Source organism: Colwellia sp. Arc7-D, from assembly GCF_003061515.1.
Taxonomy (GTDB): domain Bacteria; phylum Pseudomonadota; class Gammaproteobacteria; order Enterobacterales; family Alteromonadaceae; genus Cognaticolwellia.
In genome coordinates, this window is sequence record NZ_CP028924.1 from 152,444 (window position 1) to 166,122 (window position 13,679).

General features: G+C 35.8%; 17 protein-coding genes. 12 read left to right on the plus strand and 5 right to left on the minus strand.

What is annotated here, in order from left to right; translation table 11 throughout:
• Nucleotides 1–2: 2 nt before the first annotated feature.
• Complete coding sequence (gene rph, locus DBO93_RS00635) at nt 3–716, minus strand: ribonuclease PH (protein ID WP_108454601.1); 714 nt, start codon at nt 714–716, stop codon at nt 3–5.
• Between the two features lie 167 nt (nt 717–883).
• Here rph and DBO93_RS00640 point away from each other — a divergent pair, with 167 nt between their 5' ends.
• The 8 genes from DBO93_RS00640 to DBO93_RS18840 all read left to right on the plus strand — a co-directional run bounded on the left by DBO93_RS00640 (nt 884) and on the right by DBO93_RS18840 (nt 6,268).
• Complete coding sequence (locus DBO93_RS00640; RefSeq protein WP_108454602.1) at nt 884–1,432, plus strand: thioredoxin family protein; 549 nt, start codon at nt 884–886, stop codon at nt 1,430–1,432.
• Nucleotides 1,410–2,186, plus strand: a complete 777-nt coding sequence (locus DBO93_RS00645) for a gluconate 2-dehydrogenase subunit 3 family protein (RefSeq protein ID WP_108454603.1) — start codon at nt 1,410–1,412, stop codon at nt 2,184–2,186. The genes DBO93_RS00640 and DBO93_RS00645 overlap by 23 nt, the downstream gene beginning before the upstream one ends.
• Complete coding sequence (locus DBO93_RS00650) at nt 2,183–3,907, plus strand: GMC family oxidoreductase (protein WP_108454604.1); 1,725 nt, start codon at nt 2,183–2,185, stop codon at nt 3,905–3,907. The genes DBO93_RS00645 and DBO93_RS00650 overlap by 4 nt, the downstream gene beginning before the upstream one ends.
• A 122-nt stretch (nt 3,908–4,029) precedes the next feature.
• Entirely contained in the window at nt 4,030–4,893 is an 864-nt protein-coding gene (locus tag DBO93_RS00655) for a YicC/YloC family endoribonuclease (protein WP_108454605.1), read from the plus strand.
• A gap of 161 nt (nt 4,894–5,054) precedes the next feature.
• Nucleotides 5,055–5,393: an Arm DNA-binding domain-containing protein gene (locus tag DBO93_RS18825; RefSeq protein ID WP_239059053.1), complete on the plus strand. Its 339-nt coding sequence runs from the start codon at nt 5,055–5,057 to the stop codon at nt 5,391–5,393.
• 149 nt (nt 5,394–5,542) lie between these two features.
• Entirely contained in the window at nt 5,543–5,761 is a 219-nt protein-coding gene (locus DBO93_RS18830) for a hypothetical protein (RefSeq protein ID WP_239059054.1), read from the plus strand.
• Nucleotides 5,727–6,083: a tyrosine-type recombinase/integrase gene (locus DBO93_RS18835; RefSeq protein WP_239059055.1), complete on the plus strand. Its 357-nt coding sequence runs from the start codon at nt 5,727–5,729 to the stop codon at nt 6,081–6,083. Before DBO93_RS18830 ends, DBO93_RS18835 begins: the two co-directional genes overlap by 35 nt.
• 29 nt (nt 6,084–6,112) lie before the next feature.
• Nucleotides 6,113–6,268: a hypothetical protein gene (locus DBO93_RS18840; protein ID WP_239059056.1), complete on the plus strand. Its 156-nt coding sequence runs from the start codon at nt 6,113–6,115 to the stop codon at nt 6,266–6,268.
• A gap of 306 nt (nt 6,269–6,574) precedes the next feature.
• On the opposite strand, the gene DBO93_RS00665 is transcribed toward DBO93_RS18840, so the two are convergent.
• The 4 genes from DBO93_RS00665 to DBO93_RS00685 all read right to left on the minus strand — a co-directional run bounded on the left by DBO93_RS00665 (nt 6,575) and on the right by DBO93_RS00685 (nt 9,827).
• Nucleotides 6,575–6,979 carry a hypothetical protein gene (locus DBO93_RS00665; RefSeq protein WP_108454606.1) on the minus strand — a complete coding sequence of 135 codons (405 nt, stop codon included), beginning with the start codon at nt 6,977–6,979 and terminating at the stop codon, nt 6,575–6,577.
• Between the two features lie 106 nt (nt 6,980–7,085).
• Nucleotides 7,086–7,532 (minus strand): HNH endonuclease signature motif containing protein, encoded by a 447-nt coding sequence (locus DBO93_RS00670; protein ID WP_108454607.1) that lies wholly within the window; start codon nt 7,530–7,532, stop codon nt 7,086–7,088.
• A gap of 983 nt (nt 7,533–8,515) precedes the next feature.
• A complete protein-coding gene (locus DBO93_RS00680; protein WP_108454609.1) occupies nt 8,516–9,082 on the minus strand; it encodes a hypothetical protein in 567 nt (188 codons plus the stop codon).
• A gap of 250 nt (nt 9,083–9,332) precedes the next feature.
• Nucleotides 9,333–9,827 (minus strand): hypothetical protein, encoded by a 495-nt coding sequence (locus DBO93_RS00685; protein ID WP_108454610.1) that lies wholly within the window; start codon nt 9,825–9,827, stop codon nt 9,333–9,335.
• 522 nt (nt 9,828–10,349) lie between these two features.
• Between DBO93_RS00685 and DBO93_RS00690 the strand changes: the two genes are divergently transcribed.
• From DBO93_RS00690 to DBO93_RS00705, 4 genes are all read left to right on the plus strand, one after another.
• The gene (locus tag DBO93_RS00690) at nt 10,350–10,913 is read left to right on the plus strand and encodes a hypothetical protein (protein WP_108454611.1); all 564 of its coding nucleotides are present in this window, start codon (nt 10,350–10,352) and stop codon (nt 10,911–10,913) included.
• Nucleotides 10,914–10,958: 45 nt separating this feature from the next.
• Nucleotides 10,959–12,422 carry a hypothetical protein gene (locus DBO93_RS00695; protein ID WP_108454612.1) on the plus strand — a complete coding sequence of 488 codons (1,464 nt, stop codon included), beginning with the start codon at nt 10,959–10,961 and terminating at the stop codon, nt 12,420–12,422.
• An 8-nt stretch (nt 12,423–12,430) separates the two neighbouring features.
• Entirely contained in the window at nt 12,431–12,898 is a 468-nt protein-coding gene (locus tag DBO93_RS00700; protein WP_108454613.1) for a hypothetical protein, read from the plus strand.
• A gap of 84 nt (nt 12,899–12,982) precedes the next feature.
• The gene (locus DBO93_RS00705; protein ID WP_108454614.1) at nt 12,983–13,618 is read left to right on the plus strand and encodes an LPP20 family lipoprotein; all 636 of its coding nucleotides are present in this window, start codon (nt 12,983–12,985) and stop codon (nt 13,616–13,618) included.
• Nucleotides 13,619–13,679 lie beyond the last annotated feature (61 nt).

A 13,679-nucleotide genomic window follows, 5' to 3' on the forward strand; every position in this document is an offset into this window, starting at 1 on the left:
GCTTAGTTTAAAGCGGCTTTTTGTATATCAAACAGTTCGTTAATGCTGTTTTTGGCTAGTGCTAGCATTTCTTGCATTTCGTCGAAGCTAAATGGCTCTTCTTCGGCGGTGCCTTGCACTTCAATTAGCTTACCTGTTTCTGTCATTACAACATTCATGTCAGTATCGGCAGCTGAATCTTCAACATAATCTAAGTCAGACACGGCTTCGCCTTTATACATGCCAACAGAAACAGCAGCAATCATGTGTTTAAGAGGGTTGTTGTTGATAATACCTTTAGCTCGCATATGATTTAACGCATCAACTAAGGCTACACAAGCGCCAGTAATTGAAGCAGTACGTGTGCCACCGTCAGCTTGAATAACATCACAATCAACTGTAATTGTGTTTTCGCCTAAGGCGACTAAATCAACCGCAGCACGTAAAGAGCGAGCAATTAATCGAGAAATTTCTAATGTCCGACCACTTTGTTTGCCATTAGCCGCTTCGCGTCGCATACGCGTGTGAGTTGAGCGAGGTAACATACCGTACTCGGCAGTTATCCAACCTTTACCTTGGCCTTTAAGAAAGCGTGGAACGCCAGTTTCAACTGTTGCAGTACAAATAACTTTGGTATCACCAAATTCAATAAGCACGGAGCCTTCTGCATGAGCTGTAAATTGACGAGTAATAGTTACTGGGCGAATTTGCCCTAAAGTTCTGCCGCTTGGACGCATGTTGAATTTCCTATCGTAATATAATTGCTGCGCATTATAATCGTTCGGATGGCAATTTGACATAATGACCTGACAAGTATTTTGAAATATAGTTAATTAAACTAAGGTCATACTATTATGTGTTTGTTGTTAGCTGCCTTTGCCCGTTAACGAAATTGAGAGTAATTATGAAATTTCAGCTATTTTTTGTATTGATTTTATCTAGTGTATTGTTTGCTAACTTATCAAGTGCACAAGAGTCTGCGCGTATAGTTTCTATTGAATTAGAAAATGAATTACCTCTTTTTAGCAAGGTGTATGACGATAAGCGCGATCCATTTAAAGATGCACAAGCGGCCATTACCTTAGCGCAGCAAACTAATCGAAATGTATTAATCGAAATCGGCGGTAACTGGTGTACTTGGTGTCATAAAATGGATGCCTTTTTAGAAAAGCATCCGAAAATTTACCAAGCTTTACATAATAATTATGTATTACTTAAAGTGAGTGTGAGCGACAGTAACGAAAACGAAGCCTTTATGAAGTCGTTACCGCCAGTGCAAGGCTATCCTCATATGTATGTTTCAACCAGCACAGGGCAAATGTTACTATCAAAAGATACCGCAGAGTTGCTTGATAACTTGGAATATTCTGAAACATACTGGCTGAGTTTTTTAGCAAAGTGGCAGGTAAAAAATAATAAGGAAAATGTACATGACACCAATAAAAGCAGCTAAAAATATAGTCCGAAAAAAAGTGGCTAGCAAAACCATATCGCAAGTAACTTCATTTTTTGATGAAGGTTTTAGAACGCCAACATGGTTACAAAAAAAAGTGTCACGACGCAGTGCATTAAAGTCTGCTGCAGGCGCAACTATGGTGGCTGCTATGCCATTAAAAGCTTGGTCTGCTTTAGCCAACGAGCAATTAGCAAAAGTTTTACAAACTGATCCTTGGTTAACCCTTGATGCCGTGCTCGCACATTTGTTGCCAGACTCACCAACCGGGCCAAGTGCAAATGAAATTCAAGTAACGCAATATTTATATAATGTTGTGCATCAACAACCCACAGATAATGCCGAAATAGAATTTATCTACAAAGGCGTTGGTTGGTTAAATGGTTTTAGTCAGAGTCAATTACAGAAAAACTTTGTAGCGTTGACACTGGCAGAAAAAGAAAAAACATTGCGCGCAATAAGTAACTCACGAGCGGGTGAAAATTGGTTAAGTAATTTAGTGAGTTATATTTTTGAAGCGATGCTTTCGCCGCCAAGTTACGGTGGTAACCCCAACGGTATAGGGTGGCAATGGTTAGATCACCAAGCTGGTTTTCCGCTACCACCTGCAGGTAAGCGATATTATGAGTTACCGGGTCAACAACCTATTGTTAATAACAAGGCAGACCTAGTTGCTAAAACAAGTAAATCAAGCACACAAGTGGTGAGTCACCAGCAATACATTCGCTCGCAAATAGGAACTAAAAAAGCATGAAATATGATATTTGTATCGTAGGCAGTGGCGCAGGCGCATCACCCGTGGCTTATACCTTAGCTAATGCAGGCGCAAAAGTTTTAGTGTTAGAAAAAGGTGCTTGGTTAACCGAAAAAGAATTCTACAAAGATGAATTAGCCATTAGCTTGCGTGATGTTTACAACCCCAAGCTTGAAGATGAACAGCATGTCATTGAAGAAGAATATGAAAATGACGCTGGCGAAAGTTACTGGCAAGGTGAAGCAACCAGTGAGTCGGGTTGGAGCTTTTGGAATGGTACCGTAGTTGGCGGTTCATCAAACTTTATGAGTGGCTATTTTCATCGTTTAAAGCCGATAGACTTCCATTTAAAAACAGCATTTGGTGCAATTGAAGGGGCTAATGTTGAAGATTGGCCGTTGAGTTATGATGAACTAGAGCCTTATTATGCACTAGTAGAAAAAGTTGTTGGCGTATCAGGCCGAGTGACAATACATCCACATCAAGAACCTCGCTCCACTGACTTTCCTTATCCTCCTGTTGCTGAACATGCAATTTCTTCTTGGATAGATGAGGGTGCAAAAAACATTGGCTATCATGCTGTACCTGTACCACGAGCAATACTTTCGCAACCTGCAATGGGCAGAAATAGCTGTGAGTATTCAGGTTATTGCAGTAGCTACGGTTGTTCGTCAGGCGCAAAAGGCAGTGGTAGGGCGGCATTATTAAATCATGCGGTTGCTACGGGTAATTGCACCATTACACCACATGCAAAAGTTTTTAAAATTGCTACCGATAGCCAAGGTGAAATATCTGGCGTGCATTATTATGACAAAGCAGGGCGGGAAAAAGTGGTTCAAGCCAAATATTACGTGGTGGCTTGCCAAGCGGTAGAAACCTCTCGCTTATTACTGGCATCAAAAGGTGAAAAGTTCCCAAATGGTCTAGCAAATAATTCTGGAAATGTAGGGAAAAATTTAATCTTTAGCGGTGGTGGCACTGGCCGAGGTGATTTTTTCTATAAAGACTTAACGGCAGAAAAAAAGGCACAACTAACGCAAGTAGGACCCTTTATAAACCGCGCCTTACAAGACTGGTATCAAATTGACGATAAAGACTTTAATGGTATTAATCGCAACGGTAAAGCCAAAGGTGGCACGATCGATTTCTTGTTTTATCAAAATCCAATATCACGTGCGCAAAGCACAAAATGGCAATACGACGAAAACCAAGGTAGCGAACAGTTAATTTGGGGCGAAGAACTAAAGCAAAGCATGAAAGCTGAATTTACAACGTATAAAACACTGCGTTTTGAAGTGTTTAACGATTGGCTCCCCAACGACAATTGTTTTGTTGATTTAGATGAAGAAGTTACCGACAAGTGGGGCGACCAAGTGGCTAAAATACGTATTGGCGCGCATAACCATGATTTAGATGTAGGTGAATACTTAGCTGAAAAGGCGGAAAAACTGCTTAGCGAAATGGGCGCAACAAACATTTCATCATCTATCAGCAGTGCACCCGCATCCAACTTAATGGCAGGTGGTTGTCGTTTTGGACATGACCCTAAAACCTCAGTGTTGAATAAAAACTGCGAAACCCATGAAGTTAAAAACCTATTTGTTACCGATGCTTCATTTATGCCAACAGGTGGCAGTGTGCCGTACACGTTTACTATATATGCCAACTCATTTCGTGTGGCTGATCATATTAAATCTCGTTGGCAAAAAGCCAATGCTTAAGGCATTAAACAGCAAGGTTATTAAGGCATAATCTTGCTTACTTACCCCTATTAAACTAGATACCAAGTATCAGCTAGGGCATAATTCACCACAATGTTAACTTTAACTCTTTAGGCAATTCTATGATCCATAGTATGACAGCATTCTCTCGTCATGAAATTAAAGGCGACTGGGGCAATGCAGTTTGGGAAATTCGCAGTGTGAATCAACGTTTCCTCGAAACTTACTTTCGCTTACCTGAACAATTCAGAAGCATAGAGCCAGTTTTACGTGAAAGATTTCGTAAACAACTAAACCGCGGAAAAGTAGAGTGTAATTTACGATTTAACGCTAATCCAGGTGAAAAAAGCAATTTATCAATGAATACAGCGCTTGCTGAAAATTTGTTAAAACATGCAAATTGGATCAATGAGCAAACATTGAATAGCCAAATTAACCCGCTTGAAATCATGCGATGGCCTGGCGTAATGGAAGCCGAAGAGTCAGACATGAATGCCATTCAAGCTGAAATTCTTGCCGGTTTTGACCAAGCACTAGAAGACTTTATTGTTGCCCGAGCAGATGAAGGTACCAACATGAAAGTGCTTATCGAACAACGCTTAGACGGCATTGTCGAGCAAGCCGATATTGTTAAAGGCCATATGCCAGAAATCATTGCATGGCAACGCAAACGCATTACCGACAAGTTTGCTGATGCTAACATCGAACTAGAATCTTCACGTGTAGAGCAAGAGTTAGTATTACTCGCGCAAAAAATGGACGTTGACGAAGAAATTGATCGCCTATTTAGCCACGTAAAAGAAACTCGCAGCATCTTGAAAAAGGGCGGCGCACAAGGCCGACGTTTAGACTTTATGATGCAAGAGTTTAACCGTGAAGCGAATACTTTAGGCTCTAAATCTATTAATGCTGACATCACTAATTCAGCGGTAGAGTTAAAAGTGCTAATTGAGCAGATGCGTGAGCAGATCCAGAATATAGAATAAAGGTTCTTTGAGTGTCATGGTTATTCTAAGTGGCTGTAATAAAAGGTAGTTCCGGTGTCATTTAGTTGCAGTGGTCTTCACCTTTATGGTGGCAGGTAAGGTGGCAGAATTGGTGTGTTCATGTAGAATACAATAATCTGTCACCCTTTTTGTAAGTGTATATGAATGGCGCTCAGTTAAGATCAAGACTCAAAGATGGAAAAGTTGGTAAGTTTAATGTTGACCGTGGCTTATATTTTCGAGTCACTGTTGAAAGAACTGCTTTTTGGATTGTTAGGTACACGGTTAACAATAAACGACGAGAAATAACTATTGGCAGGTATGGAAGGCCGTCAGAAGGGCTTTCATTAGCAAATGCCAAGTTAAAAGCTGCAATTGTTAGACCTCATGTAAACGATGGAATAGATCCAATAGCTGAGAAAAAGCGAACACCACTTCTTAATTTAAATACTGTTGATAAAGTTGCAGAAGACTGGCTTAAACCTGTGATAAACGTCTAGAAAACCCACAAATTCCACGTAGAGTCTATAAAAAAGATATTTCACCAGCTATTGGGGAGCTATCTGTTGATAGAGTTAACCCCAGAGATATTTTAGGCTTAATTCGTTCTATTGCAGGGACTAATCGTCCCACTATCGCTAATGCTGCATTGATTCAATGTAAGCAAATTTTTAATCATGCGATTAAACTTGGCTTAGTTGAATATAACGTTGCTCAAGCATTTAATAATAAAGATGCAGGGGGAATAGAAAAATCTCGCACGCGTGCATTATCTTTTGATGAACTAAAAATTGTTTTTGTCATTTTCCAAGAGCACTCCCATCAGTTTACTCGTGAAAACTATATTGCTTGTTTGTTTAGGAGTTAGAAAAGGGGAGTTGATAGCTGCAAAATGGAGCGAATTTGATCTTGATAATTTAATTTGGCGTTTAAGTGCCGATCGGACAAAAACAAAAGCGGAAATAAAAATTCTTTTATCCATAGGTTTAAAACCTTTTTTTGAAGAACTCAAATTGCGTTCATACGGCTCTGAATATTTATTTCCTTCAAGAAGAGTAAACAAAAGAAGATCTTATATTTCTGATGATACTTTAAACCATGCGTTGGCAAAGTTATTTGTAAACAAAGGTTATAAAAAGAAAAAAATTTTCCTGATGTGTTTGCTAGTTCAGGAATTGAACATTTTGTAATACACGATTTACGTCGTACCTGTCGCAGTTTGTTAGCTGAAATTGGCATTCCAAGTCATATTGCTGAACGATGTTTAAATCATAAGATTAAAGGTGTTGAAGGTATCTATGATCGTTATGATTATTTTGAAGAAAGGAAAGATGCATTAGGACAATTATTTGATGCTCTTGATAGTTATTTTTAACTTCATTTATGTTTCTTTAGCGGGGTGGGGAATAAGATTTGGTTGAATTATTCAATTACATTTTATATTGCCCCTAAAAATGACAGTGTGCTCCAGCAGCAACCGAAGGAGTAACTTATATAGTTACTTTGAGCCTATTAGCAATCCCGCTTAAATATCTTGATATGTTACGGTTCTGCTTTCTGCAATTTTTATTATTAGATTAGAAAACAAATCAGAAAACCAAACTCCTGCTGAAACGAAAACTTCTAATTCTTCAGCTGTTATAAGTAGGTCTGACTTGTCTTTTGGGTGAGTAATTCTATCTCAGATTTTAATGGCTGCTTTAAAATGGTTAAAGCCGGCTCCTTTATCAATTTCGTATTCAACGCCAATTACTTTTATAAGGTAAGTAGCCGTAAATAATAAACTTGGAGCTAGGCCTGTTTGAGAAGTTCGACTTTTTACGACACCGTTGTCAGCAATATAAAATGATTTTTCTTGCAATAGATTAATTTCATGAACTTCTAAAACCTTGCTTTCTAGATTTCCTTTAACTGTTACCTGCTTTAATTGGAATAGAGTTTCTTCAATTAATGCAAAATAGGAGCGAACTAAGCCTCTATTAATAAAATCTTCCGGGTAATCATTGGCATCTAAATCTTTACAAAACTCATAGTCTTTAAATAGTTCTTTGTGAGTTTCGTCTAGTGACTGAAGAGAAGTAATCATATATACCTAGTAACATAAAAAAGGGCTAAAAATAACTGGTTATAATAGCTAGGAACGAGCACAGCCAGCTGCACTTTGTCTTGATTAAACAGTTTGATAAGTTTCATCAGTACCAAGGCTGAATCTTACTTGATGTGACGCCTTTTTTTGCCCTTTTGTTATTGTTACAAGAAAAGCAAAGGAGCTGAATATTTGTTATATCATTAAAGCCAAACTTATCCAAAGGGACTATATGGTCGTAATTAGGTCTATTGTCTAGATTCCAAAGTCCTGTCAGATCCTTATTACATAAAACACAGCGCCCCCTATCACGAAAGAAAACAGCCTTTTTTACCCAAACGGCTATATTCACTCTTTTAGCTTTTCCCTTATCAGTGAGAAATGCCTTTAAATTTATTGGACAGCTACTTTTATCCTCCTCTTCGAAAATATCAGCTAACATTTGGTTAAAGTCCAGCAAAAGCTCTCGATTTGGAAATAATACAAAAAAAACTTCATTTGAGGTTTTTTCAATTAGTTTACTATATGAACCATCGCTTGCTAGATGATTCATATAATCATAGCAACCTTCTTCAGGGGCTAGATACTTATGCAATCCACTATCGTGATAAAACTCCTGAAATGTTTGATAAGAAATATCGTAATGTTGAAGTGCTCGTTCAACAGGTAAAACTATACTTTCATTCAGGTCAAAATCATTTAGGTGCTCATCATATAATTAGTTACAACCCAACCAATAAATCCGTGAAAAATTGTATCTTTTTCAAACTTCCCAAGAAAATAAAAAAATTTTACCGTCACCATAGAAGTCGTTCAAATTTCGAGAGTATTCGAACTGGCTCCTTAGAACATTACTAATAGCGTTACAAAAAAAATATGTTTGATAAAACTTGAACTCTTCCATTCAACTTCTCATGAAAATTAACGCCTCACTTAGAGGCAAATAACAGCTGGTTAAAATAAGCGACTAAGGAACAAAAACCAACTGTATTTGTCCTAGTTTAATGACTTGATATGACAACGCCTGATATATCCAACAAGCCATTTATAACATCTGTTTCAAATACAATGTTATTGAAAAATTTTTGTTTAGAAAGATACTTCGAGTGCAAATCCAAGAACCAAGGTATAGATTTATCTAGAGCAATCGAGCTGTGAGAAAATACACTAGTACCTGAAAATTTAAACTTAAAGTTTGAGAACTCCAGAGGAAAAGGAGGGTAGTCACAAGTTTTGTAAATAAAACAATCCACTAGGGTAAAATTAACAGGATTACTAAGATCGCCTTCCACAACCCAAATTATGTCACCAATGCATAAGTCACGGCGATTTGATTTACTGAAAACAGTCGAATCTGTTAGTGAACTATACGTGTTCTTTACGGTTTTTTGACTGTGGTAAACGTACCAATGGCGCACGATTCTGTCTCCTTGTCATACAACCCCCTGTAAGGGGGGATTTAGTTGGCTAAAGTGGTTAGGAACGAAAATAGCCAACAGTGTTTAGTCTCTCTTGAAAAGCTAGATAGAGGTAGGTTTACTCATACAAGTGAGTATCTAATTTTCTAGGAGATGCTAATTTCCCCAAATGATTCTCATATATATTATCGCGATAATATAAGCACCTTAGCAAATGAGATTCATATTCATCGTCGAATTTTTTGGTTATCGGAAACCTTTTTCCATTAAATTTTTTACGCAATTTATTACGTACTATTGAATCATAAATAAATACCGACTTGGGGGCATGAAAATGAAGGTATTTTGAAGCCAAAGAGCGTTTATCTAATCCCGTAGCTTTTTTAAATAATCCGACAAGGTAATTATGTGCACTTAAGAGATGAATGATATTGTCTTTTGTCGGCCTTCCAATTTTTCTAAGCTTTGCTATTTTAGCATCAATTTCTGATGACTTAAGAATTTCAGCAGCATCTTCAATTTTAAATTCACTCCCCGCTTTTCTTTCTATCGATGCAGCGTATGATCTACCGATAATCCACAACTTCGATTTGATTACATCAATATCATCATGTAAAAGTTTATTCTCACACATGTTGTATAAAACGCTGTTTCCATAACCAGAATAATCATCTGCGTAATCCATGCATACCTCTATAAGCTTATTATGGAGGTGTCTCAGTAATGCCCTCCATGAAATAACATTTTAAAATAATATTACTAATTTTCAAGTTGACTAGTCGTTTGGATAATACTGAGAAGCCTCAGTAATATCTGTTGGTACTAACAATGTAATTTAATTATAAATTACATTGTTGCTCTATTTAAGTAATGTTTTGTGAATATTGGAGTTCCCAACTATTACTTATCTCTTTTTTCTGAAATTTTTTCATATATCAATCGTTAGCTGTAATACCGGTCAAATATCTAATTTGTCGATCTTCTAATACTAATCGCATTAAAAAGCAAAAGGTCTGTATACATAAGGCAAATCCCATGAGGAAAGAGTTTACATATTTATTTGGATAAAAAAAGTAATGGTTAAAAGCGGTTATCGTTAAAATGGTAATGTTAATAAAGTTTATCTTTAAAGCCTCCTCTAAAAATGCAATTTTTTTAATGTTTATCAAACATTCAATTATATTTACATTAGCTGCCGATTTTAATATTTCGAATTTAAATGCTGCTACATTTAATATTTTTAAATAGCTTGCTAAAAAATTTAAAAACAAAGAGATCATAAAAATAATTGTAATAAATTCAATCGAGAATGTACTTTTTTCTTTTATAAAAGCTTCTACAACGATAAAACAAGCTGAAGCATATCCAAAGACTATACTCATGTGCTGACCAGATAACATATTTTGGTTGATATTAAGATGATTTTTCATAATGCCTCCTAAATGCATTTGCTAATAATATATCGAGATTAATAATTTAATACGTTTTAGAATTTTCTAAATCAATTCAAAACATGACTTTTATTTTATTATTAGGGGTATCAAAAAAGGAGATAAAAATGCTAGAAATACTATTATGGTCTACACCAATTTTAATTTTACTTTTCGTGGTTTATATCAGCAAATACCGCTGTAAACCTGACGCCCATCTTAAGATAAAAAACAAACGCAAATAAGAAGAAGGTCACACGCAGATTGGCTGTATTATCTTTCTGCTGTAATCCTTATATTTTCATCGTAGTTAAACATAATAAATTAATTACATATTTTCTGAAAAATATTTATTAATTTTCAGAAACCTCTATGCCCTCCAAAATTTAAATTCAACTTGTTGAGGTTAAATCTTAATACCTTGTTGGCTTTTAGAATGTTCTAATAAATTTAAGTTATTATAAACTCATTAATATCCTTCCCAACTTAATCATTAAAACTTAAATATAGGCGGTATCTGACATGTCACTAATTAATGTTTTTTCAAATTTCACTCGTGTTTTTACAAAAAAAACTGTTGCTGATAAAACGACAACCAAGGTGGTCAGTAGCTATTTGAAAGTAATTTACCCTTTAATTAATGTTTCAAAGCGGGCTAAAGGAAAGTATCGATTTGAAGAGTTGCAAGACTTCAGTTTAAGGAAAATGGAACTGTCTGATACTGAATTAGCAATAGAAACTGCAGTGGCTATTAAAAACTTAAATCAAGATTATGTAATTAAGCCATTACGAAATGGCGATTTCATTATTTCAAGATCTGGTGCTCGTGCAATTGTGAGTGTAAAAACTTTAGCTGAGTCAATTTTTCATAAGGCGGCTGATGGACTAACCCGAGATCATATTGACGATTTAGTTGCTAAAAAAAATCGGTTTAAATGTGATGCTGCAATTATGGTTAGTATTCCTAATACAACAGTAGAGCTTCAATTCTATTCAAAGGTCAACGATGTTTTCGGCATATCAAGCTTTGATTTAATGGAATTATTAAATACGGGAGACATTAAAAGGCAACTTTTAGCTGCATAGTTAGTTGACCGCGATAAAAAGAATCAAATAAATAATAAGGAAAAAATGGTGTCTTTAGATAAGAATATTGAGAATTATCAATCAGAGTTAATTTTATTATGCACGATTGTGGAAAGCCCCCGCGAAGTTTTACATGCTATTTATTGGGGGCAATACACTGCTTTTATGGATGGGCTTCCATCTAGGGTTCCAACTAAGATTGTAATTTTAAATCTAAGCGAAGTTGTAACTAAACGCTCTATAGCTAGTTACTTAGAGATGGATCCGCCGACTAAAAAGACGAGAAAAAGCCATTTGATATCAAGTTTTTTTGGAATCGATAGAAACAATAGAATTCAGCCGAAAGGTGCTAAAAAAAATAAGCAACTTTCTAAGTATGATCCTATTATAGAAATTATCATGCTGGAAAACAAAATTTTCAAAAGCCTGAAAACTCTAAATAAAATGCTATTCAATTTAACAAATGACACTCTTTCTGTTGATCGAATTCATAGAAAGACTTTAAAAAATGTAGGTGCTTTAGGGATTGAAAATAAGCGAATTCAGAATGAAACCTATAAATATTCACCATTTTATTATGGAATGGAGGAAATCGAAGATAGCGACTATATAAATATTTTGTACCATAAATACTCTTTGAATTTGTGTATGGTCAATATAATAAGTAATTCATTAGAAAATGGGATTCTGACCTCAATGCTTGGACGGTATGCTAGAACTCATGATGCATACTCACGCTTTCATTCCAAATTTGAACCTGATTATGACCCCGATTTAGCAAACTGCCATGAATCGATTAGAGATTATTCTTTTGTGTGTGATTGGGAGTTTTCTGGTTATGACTTATTACCACCAATAATTACACGCTCAAAACATGAAATTAAGGCTAACCAAAGTCAGATTAAAAGTCCTGAGATGTACTCTAACTTAAATAGAAAATCGAACCTGATTAACACAACCAGTTTAAAGAATATTGAAGTGAGATTGACCGCGAAACCTGATCAAAGGCTAAGTGAAGTCAAACCGTTATTTCGCTTAGCAGTTTTAGGCGAGAGAAGAGGTGAAGTAAAAGTAATTTTTGATGAATATATCAACCTTAAATCTGCAATGTATTTGTACGCTTGGTCGAAAATAGGAGAAGGTGAACCTCAAATACTAGCTGATAATAAATTCTTAGGGGAGCTTAAAGCCAAAGCACTTTCTTTTCTATTAACAGGTTCAAAAGATTATAAAAATATTTCAAAAGAATTAAAGGCTGATACTCCATACATAAATAAAATTGATAGTGTTATTTATGGTAGAGATGGCAATGGTGGCTTAATAGGAGGCAAAACGGAAAGTAAAGATAAGAATTATTTTCAGAAAAATATATTGCATTTAGGGGGGCCGGTAAAACTACTAAATGAGGTCATTAGAACAAAACATTCAACTATTTGCTTCAGGGGAAATGCCACCAAACCGTTATCAACTTATGCTGCAGGCAACTATAAATTTATACTTATAAAGTAAGGAGTATTATGAAATTTACGATACTACTTTTGATGCTTATTACTCCTAATATATTTGCAGAAGAAAATGGGATATTTATCTTTGACCATAGATTGAAAGAAGACACTAATGATTATAGAAGCAAAGTGTTCAAATACTATTTACCCCAAGGTGCAATTTCATATCATTCTAGCTTTTATATTGAAGTTGATGGCTTTTTTGTACCAAAAGAGCAAAACAGCACAATTCAAAAATTGCGAAATTATACACCTGTAGCATTTAGTGCGCTCGATGGATTTCCAATATTCCGAATTACTTCCGGTCGTGGGAAGGGATATCATAAAATGACAAAAAATGATTTTATAAGAATAGGAAAATCTTTAGGTATCAACACTCATGGGGAAAAACTGATAGATATTGATGGCACAATTTATGTAGAAGAATCTTATAAAATAAGGGTAGCTAAAGAAGTTGAGACTACGTTAAAAAGTAACTAACTATGTATTTACAACCCATGTAAAGCATCGGTTTTTATACTTCAAATCAATAAATTTTTAAACAAAGTAAACGGAAATTAAACAATGAAAAATACAACTAATTTATTATTAACAATATTACTAACTTTTATCATTTCTGGATGCGGTACGACCAAGAATGCAGGGGAGGCATACGCTAAATCAGAGGGTGAGCAATACAAAAATGAAGTTAAAAAAGTGCAAAAGACTATAGACACAATACCCGATTGGTTTCTAGAAGTAATGCCATATGATAACAATGGTTTTTATGCCGTTGCTAAAGGACAAAGCTCTGATCTAACTTTTGCGATCAGGGAAGCCCGTTTAAGAGCACAGACAGACCTCGCTGGACAAGTTTCACAGCTCATAACAGCACAAGAAAAGTTATTTGGCAAAAGTGTCCAAGGTCTGGCGGGTAACACAATGCAAACGGTAATTGAATCATTTATCAAAGAAGCTAATGTCGCAGGTACAAGGTACGATCGTAAAGAGTTGGTTCAGGTAGGTAATGAATATTTATATTTTGTAAGAGCCTATTTACCTGTAACAGCTATGGCTGAAGCACAGCAGCGAGCTAATTTTGCTAAAGACTTACAACTTGAATCAGAGCAAGCACAGCATGAACTAATGTTGCGAGTAGCAAAAGCAGAGAAAGAGCAGTTAAATAGGGAAAAAGTTGTAGCGGAAAAAAAAGTGCAGTAGCTGAAATGAAAGCCACGCGATTGGTAGAGCAAAGTTTACAGTAAGCTAGATAATTTAACTT

Coding starts and splice junctions, on each gene's coding strand:
- rph (WP_108454601.1), bottom strand. CDS start 716: ATGCGTCCAAGCGGCAGAACTTTAGGGCAAATTCGCCCAGTAACTATT.
- DBO93_RS00640 (WP_108454602.1), top strand. CDS start 884: ATGAAATTTCAGCTATTTTTTGTATTGATTTTATCTAGTGTATTGTTT.
- DBO93_RS00645 (WP_108454603.1), top strand. CDS start 1,410: ATGACACCAATAAAAGCAGCTAAAAATATAGTCCGAAAAAAAGTGGCT.
- DBO93_RS00650 (WP_108454604.1), top strand. CDS start 2,183: ATGAAATATGATATTTGTATCGTAGGCAGTGGCGCAGGCGCATCACCC.
- DBO93_RS00655 (WP_108454605.1), top strand. CDS start 4,030: ATGATCCATAGTATGACAGCATTCTCTCGTCATGAAATTAAAGGCGAC.
- DBO93_RS18825 (WP_239059053.1), top strand. CDS start 5,055: ATGAATGGCGCTCAGTTAAGATCAAGACTCAAAGATGGAAAAGTTGGT.
- DBO93_RS00665 (WP_108454606.1), bottom strand. CDS start 6,979: ATGATTACTTCTCTTCAGTCACTAGACGAAACTCACAAAGAACTATTT.
- DBO93_RS00670 (WP_108454607.1), bottom strand. CDS start 7,532: ATGAATCATCTAGCAAGCGATGGTTCATATAGTAAACTAATTGAAAAA.
- DBO93_RS00680 (WP_108454609.1), bottom strand. CDS start 9,082: ATGGATTACGCAGATGATTATTCTGGTTATGGAAACAGCGTTTTATAC.
- DBO93_RS00685 (WP_108454610.1), bottom strand. CDS start 9,827: ATGAAAAATCATCTTAATATCAACCAAAATATGTTATCTGGTCAGCAC.
- DBO93_RS00690 (WP_108454611.1), top strand. CDS start 10,350: ATGTCACTAATTAATGTTTTTTCAAATTTCACTCGTGTTTTTACAAAA.
- DBO93_RS00695 (WP_108454612.1), top strand. CDS start 10,959: ATGGTGTCTTTAGATAAGAATATTGAGAATTATCAATCAGAGTTAATT.
- DBO93_RS00700 (WP_108454613.1), top strand. CDS start 12,431: ATGAAATTTACGATACTACTTTTGATGCTTATTACTCCTAATATATTT.
- DBO93_RS00705 (WP_108454614.1), top strand. CDS start 12,983: ATGAAAAATACAACTAATTTATTATTAACAATATTACTAACTTTTATC.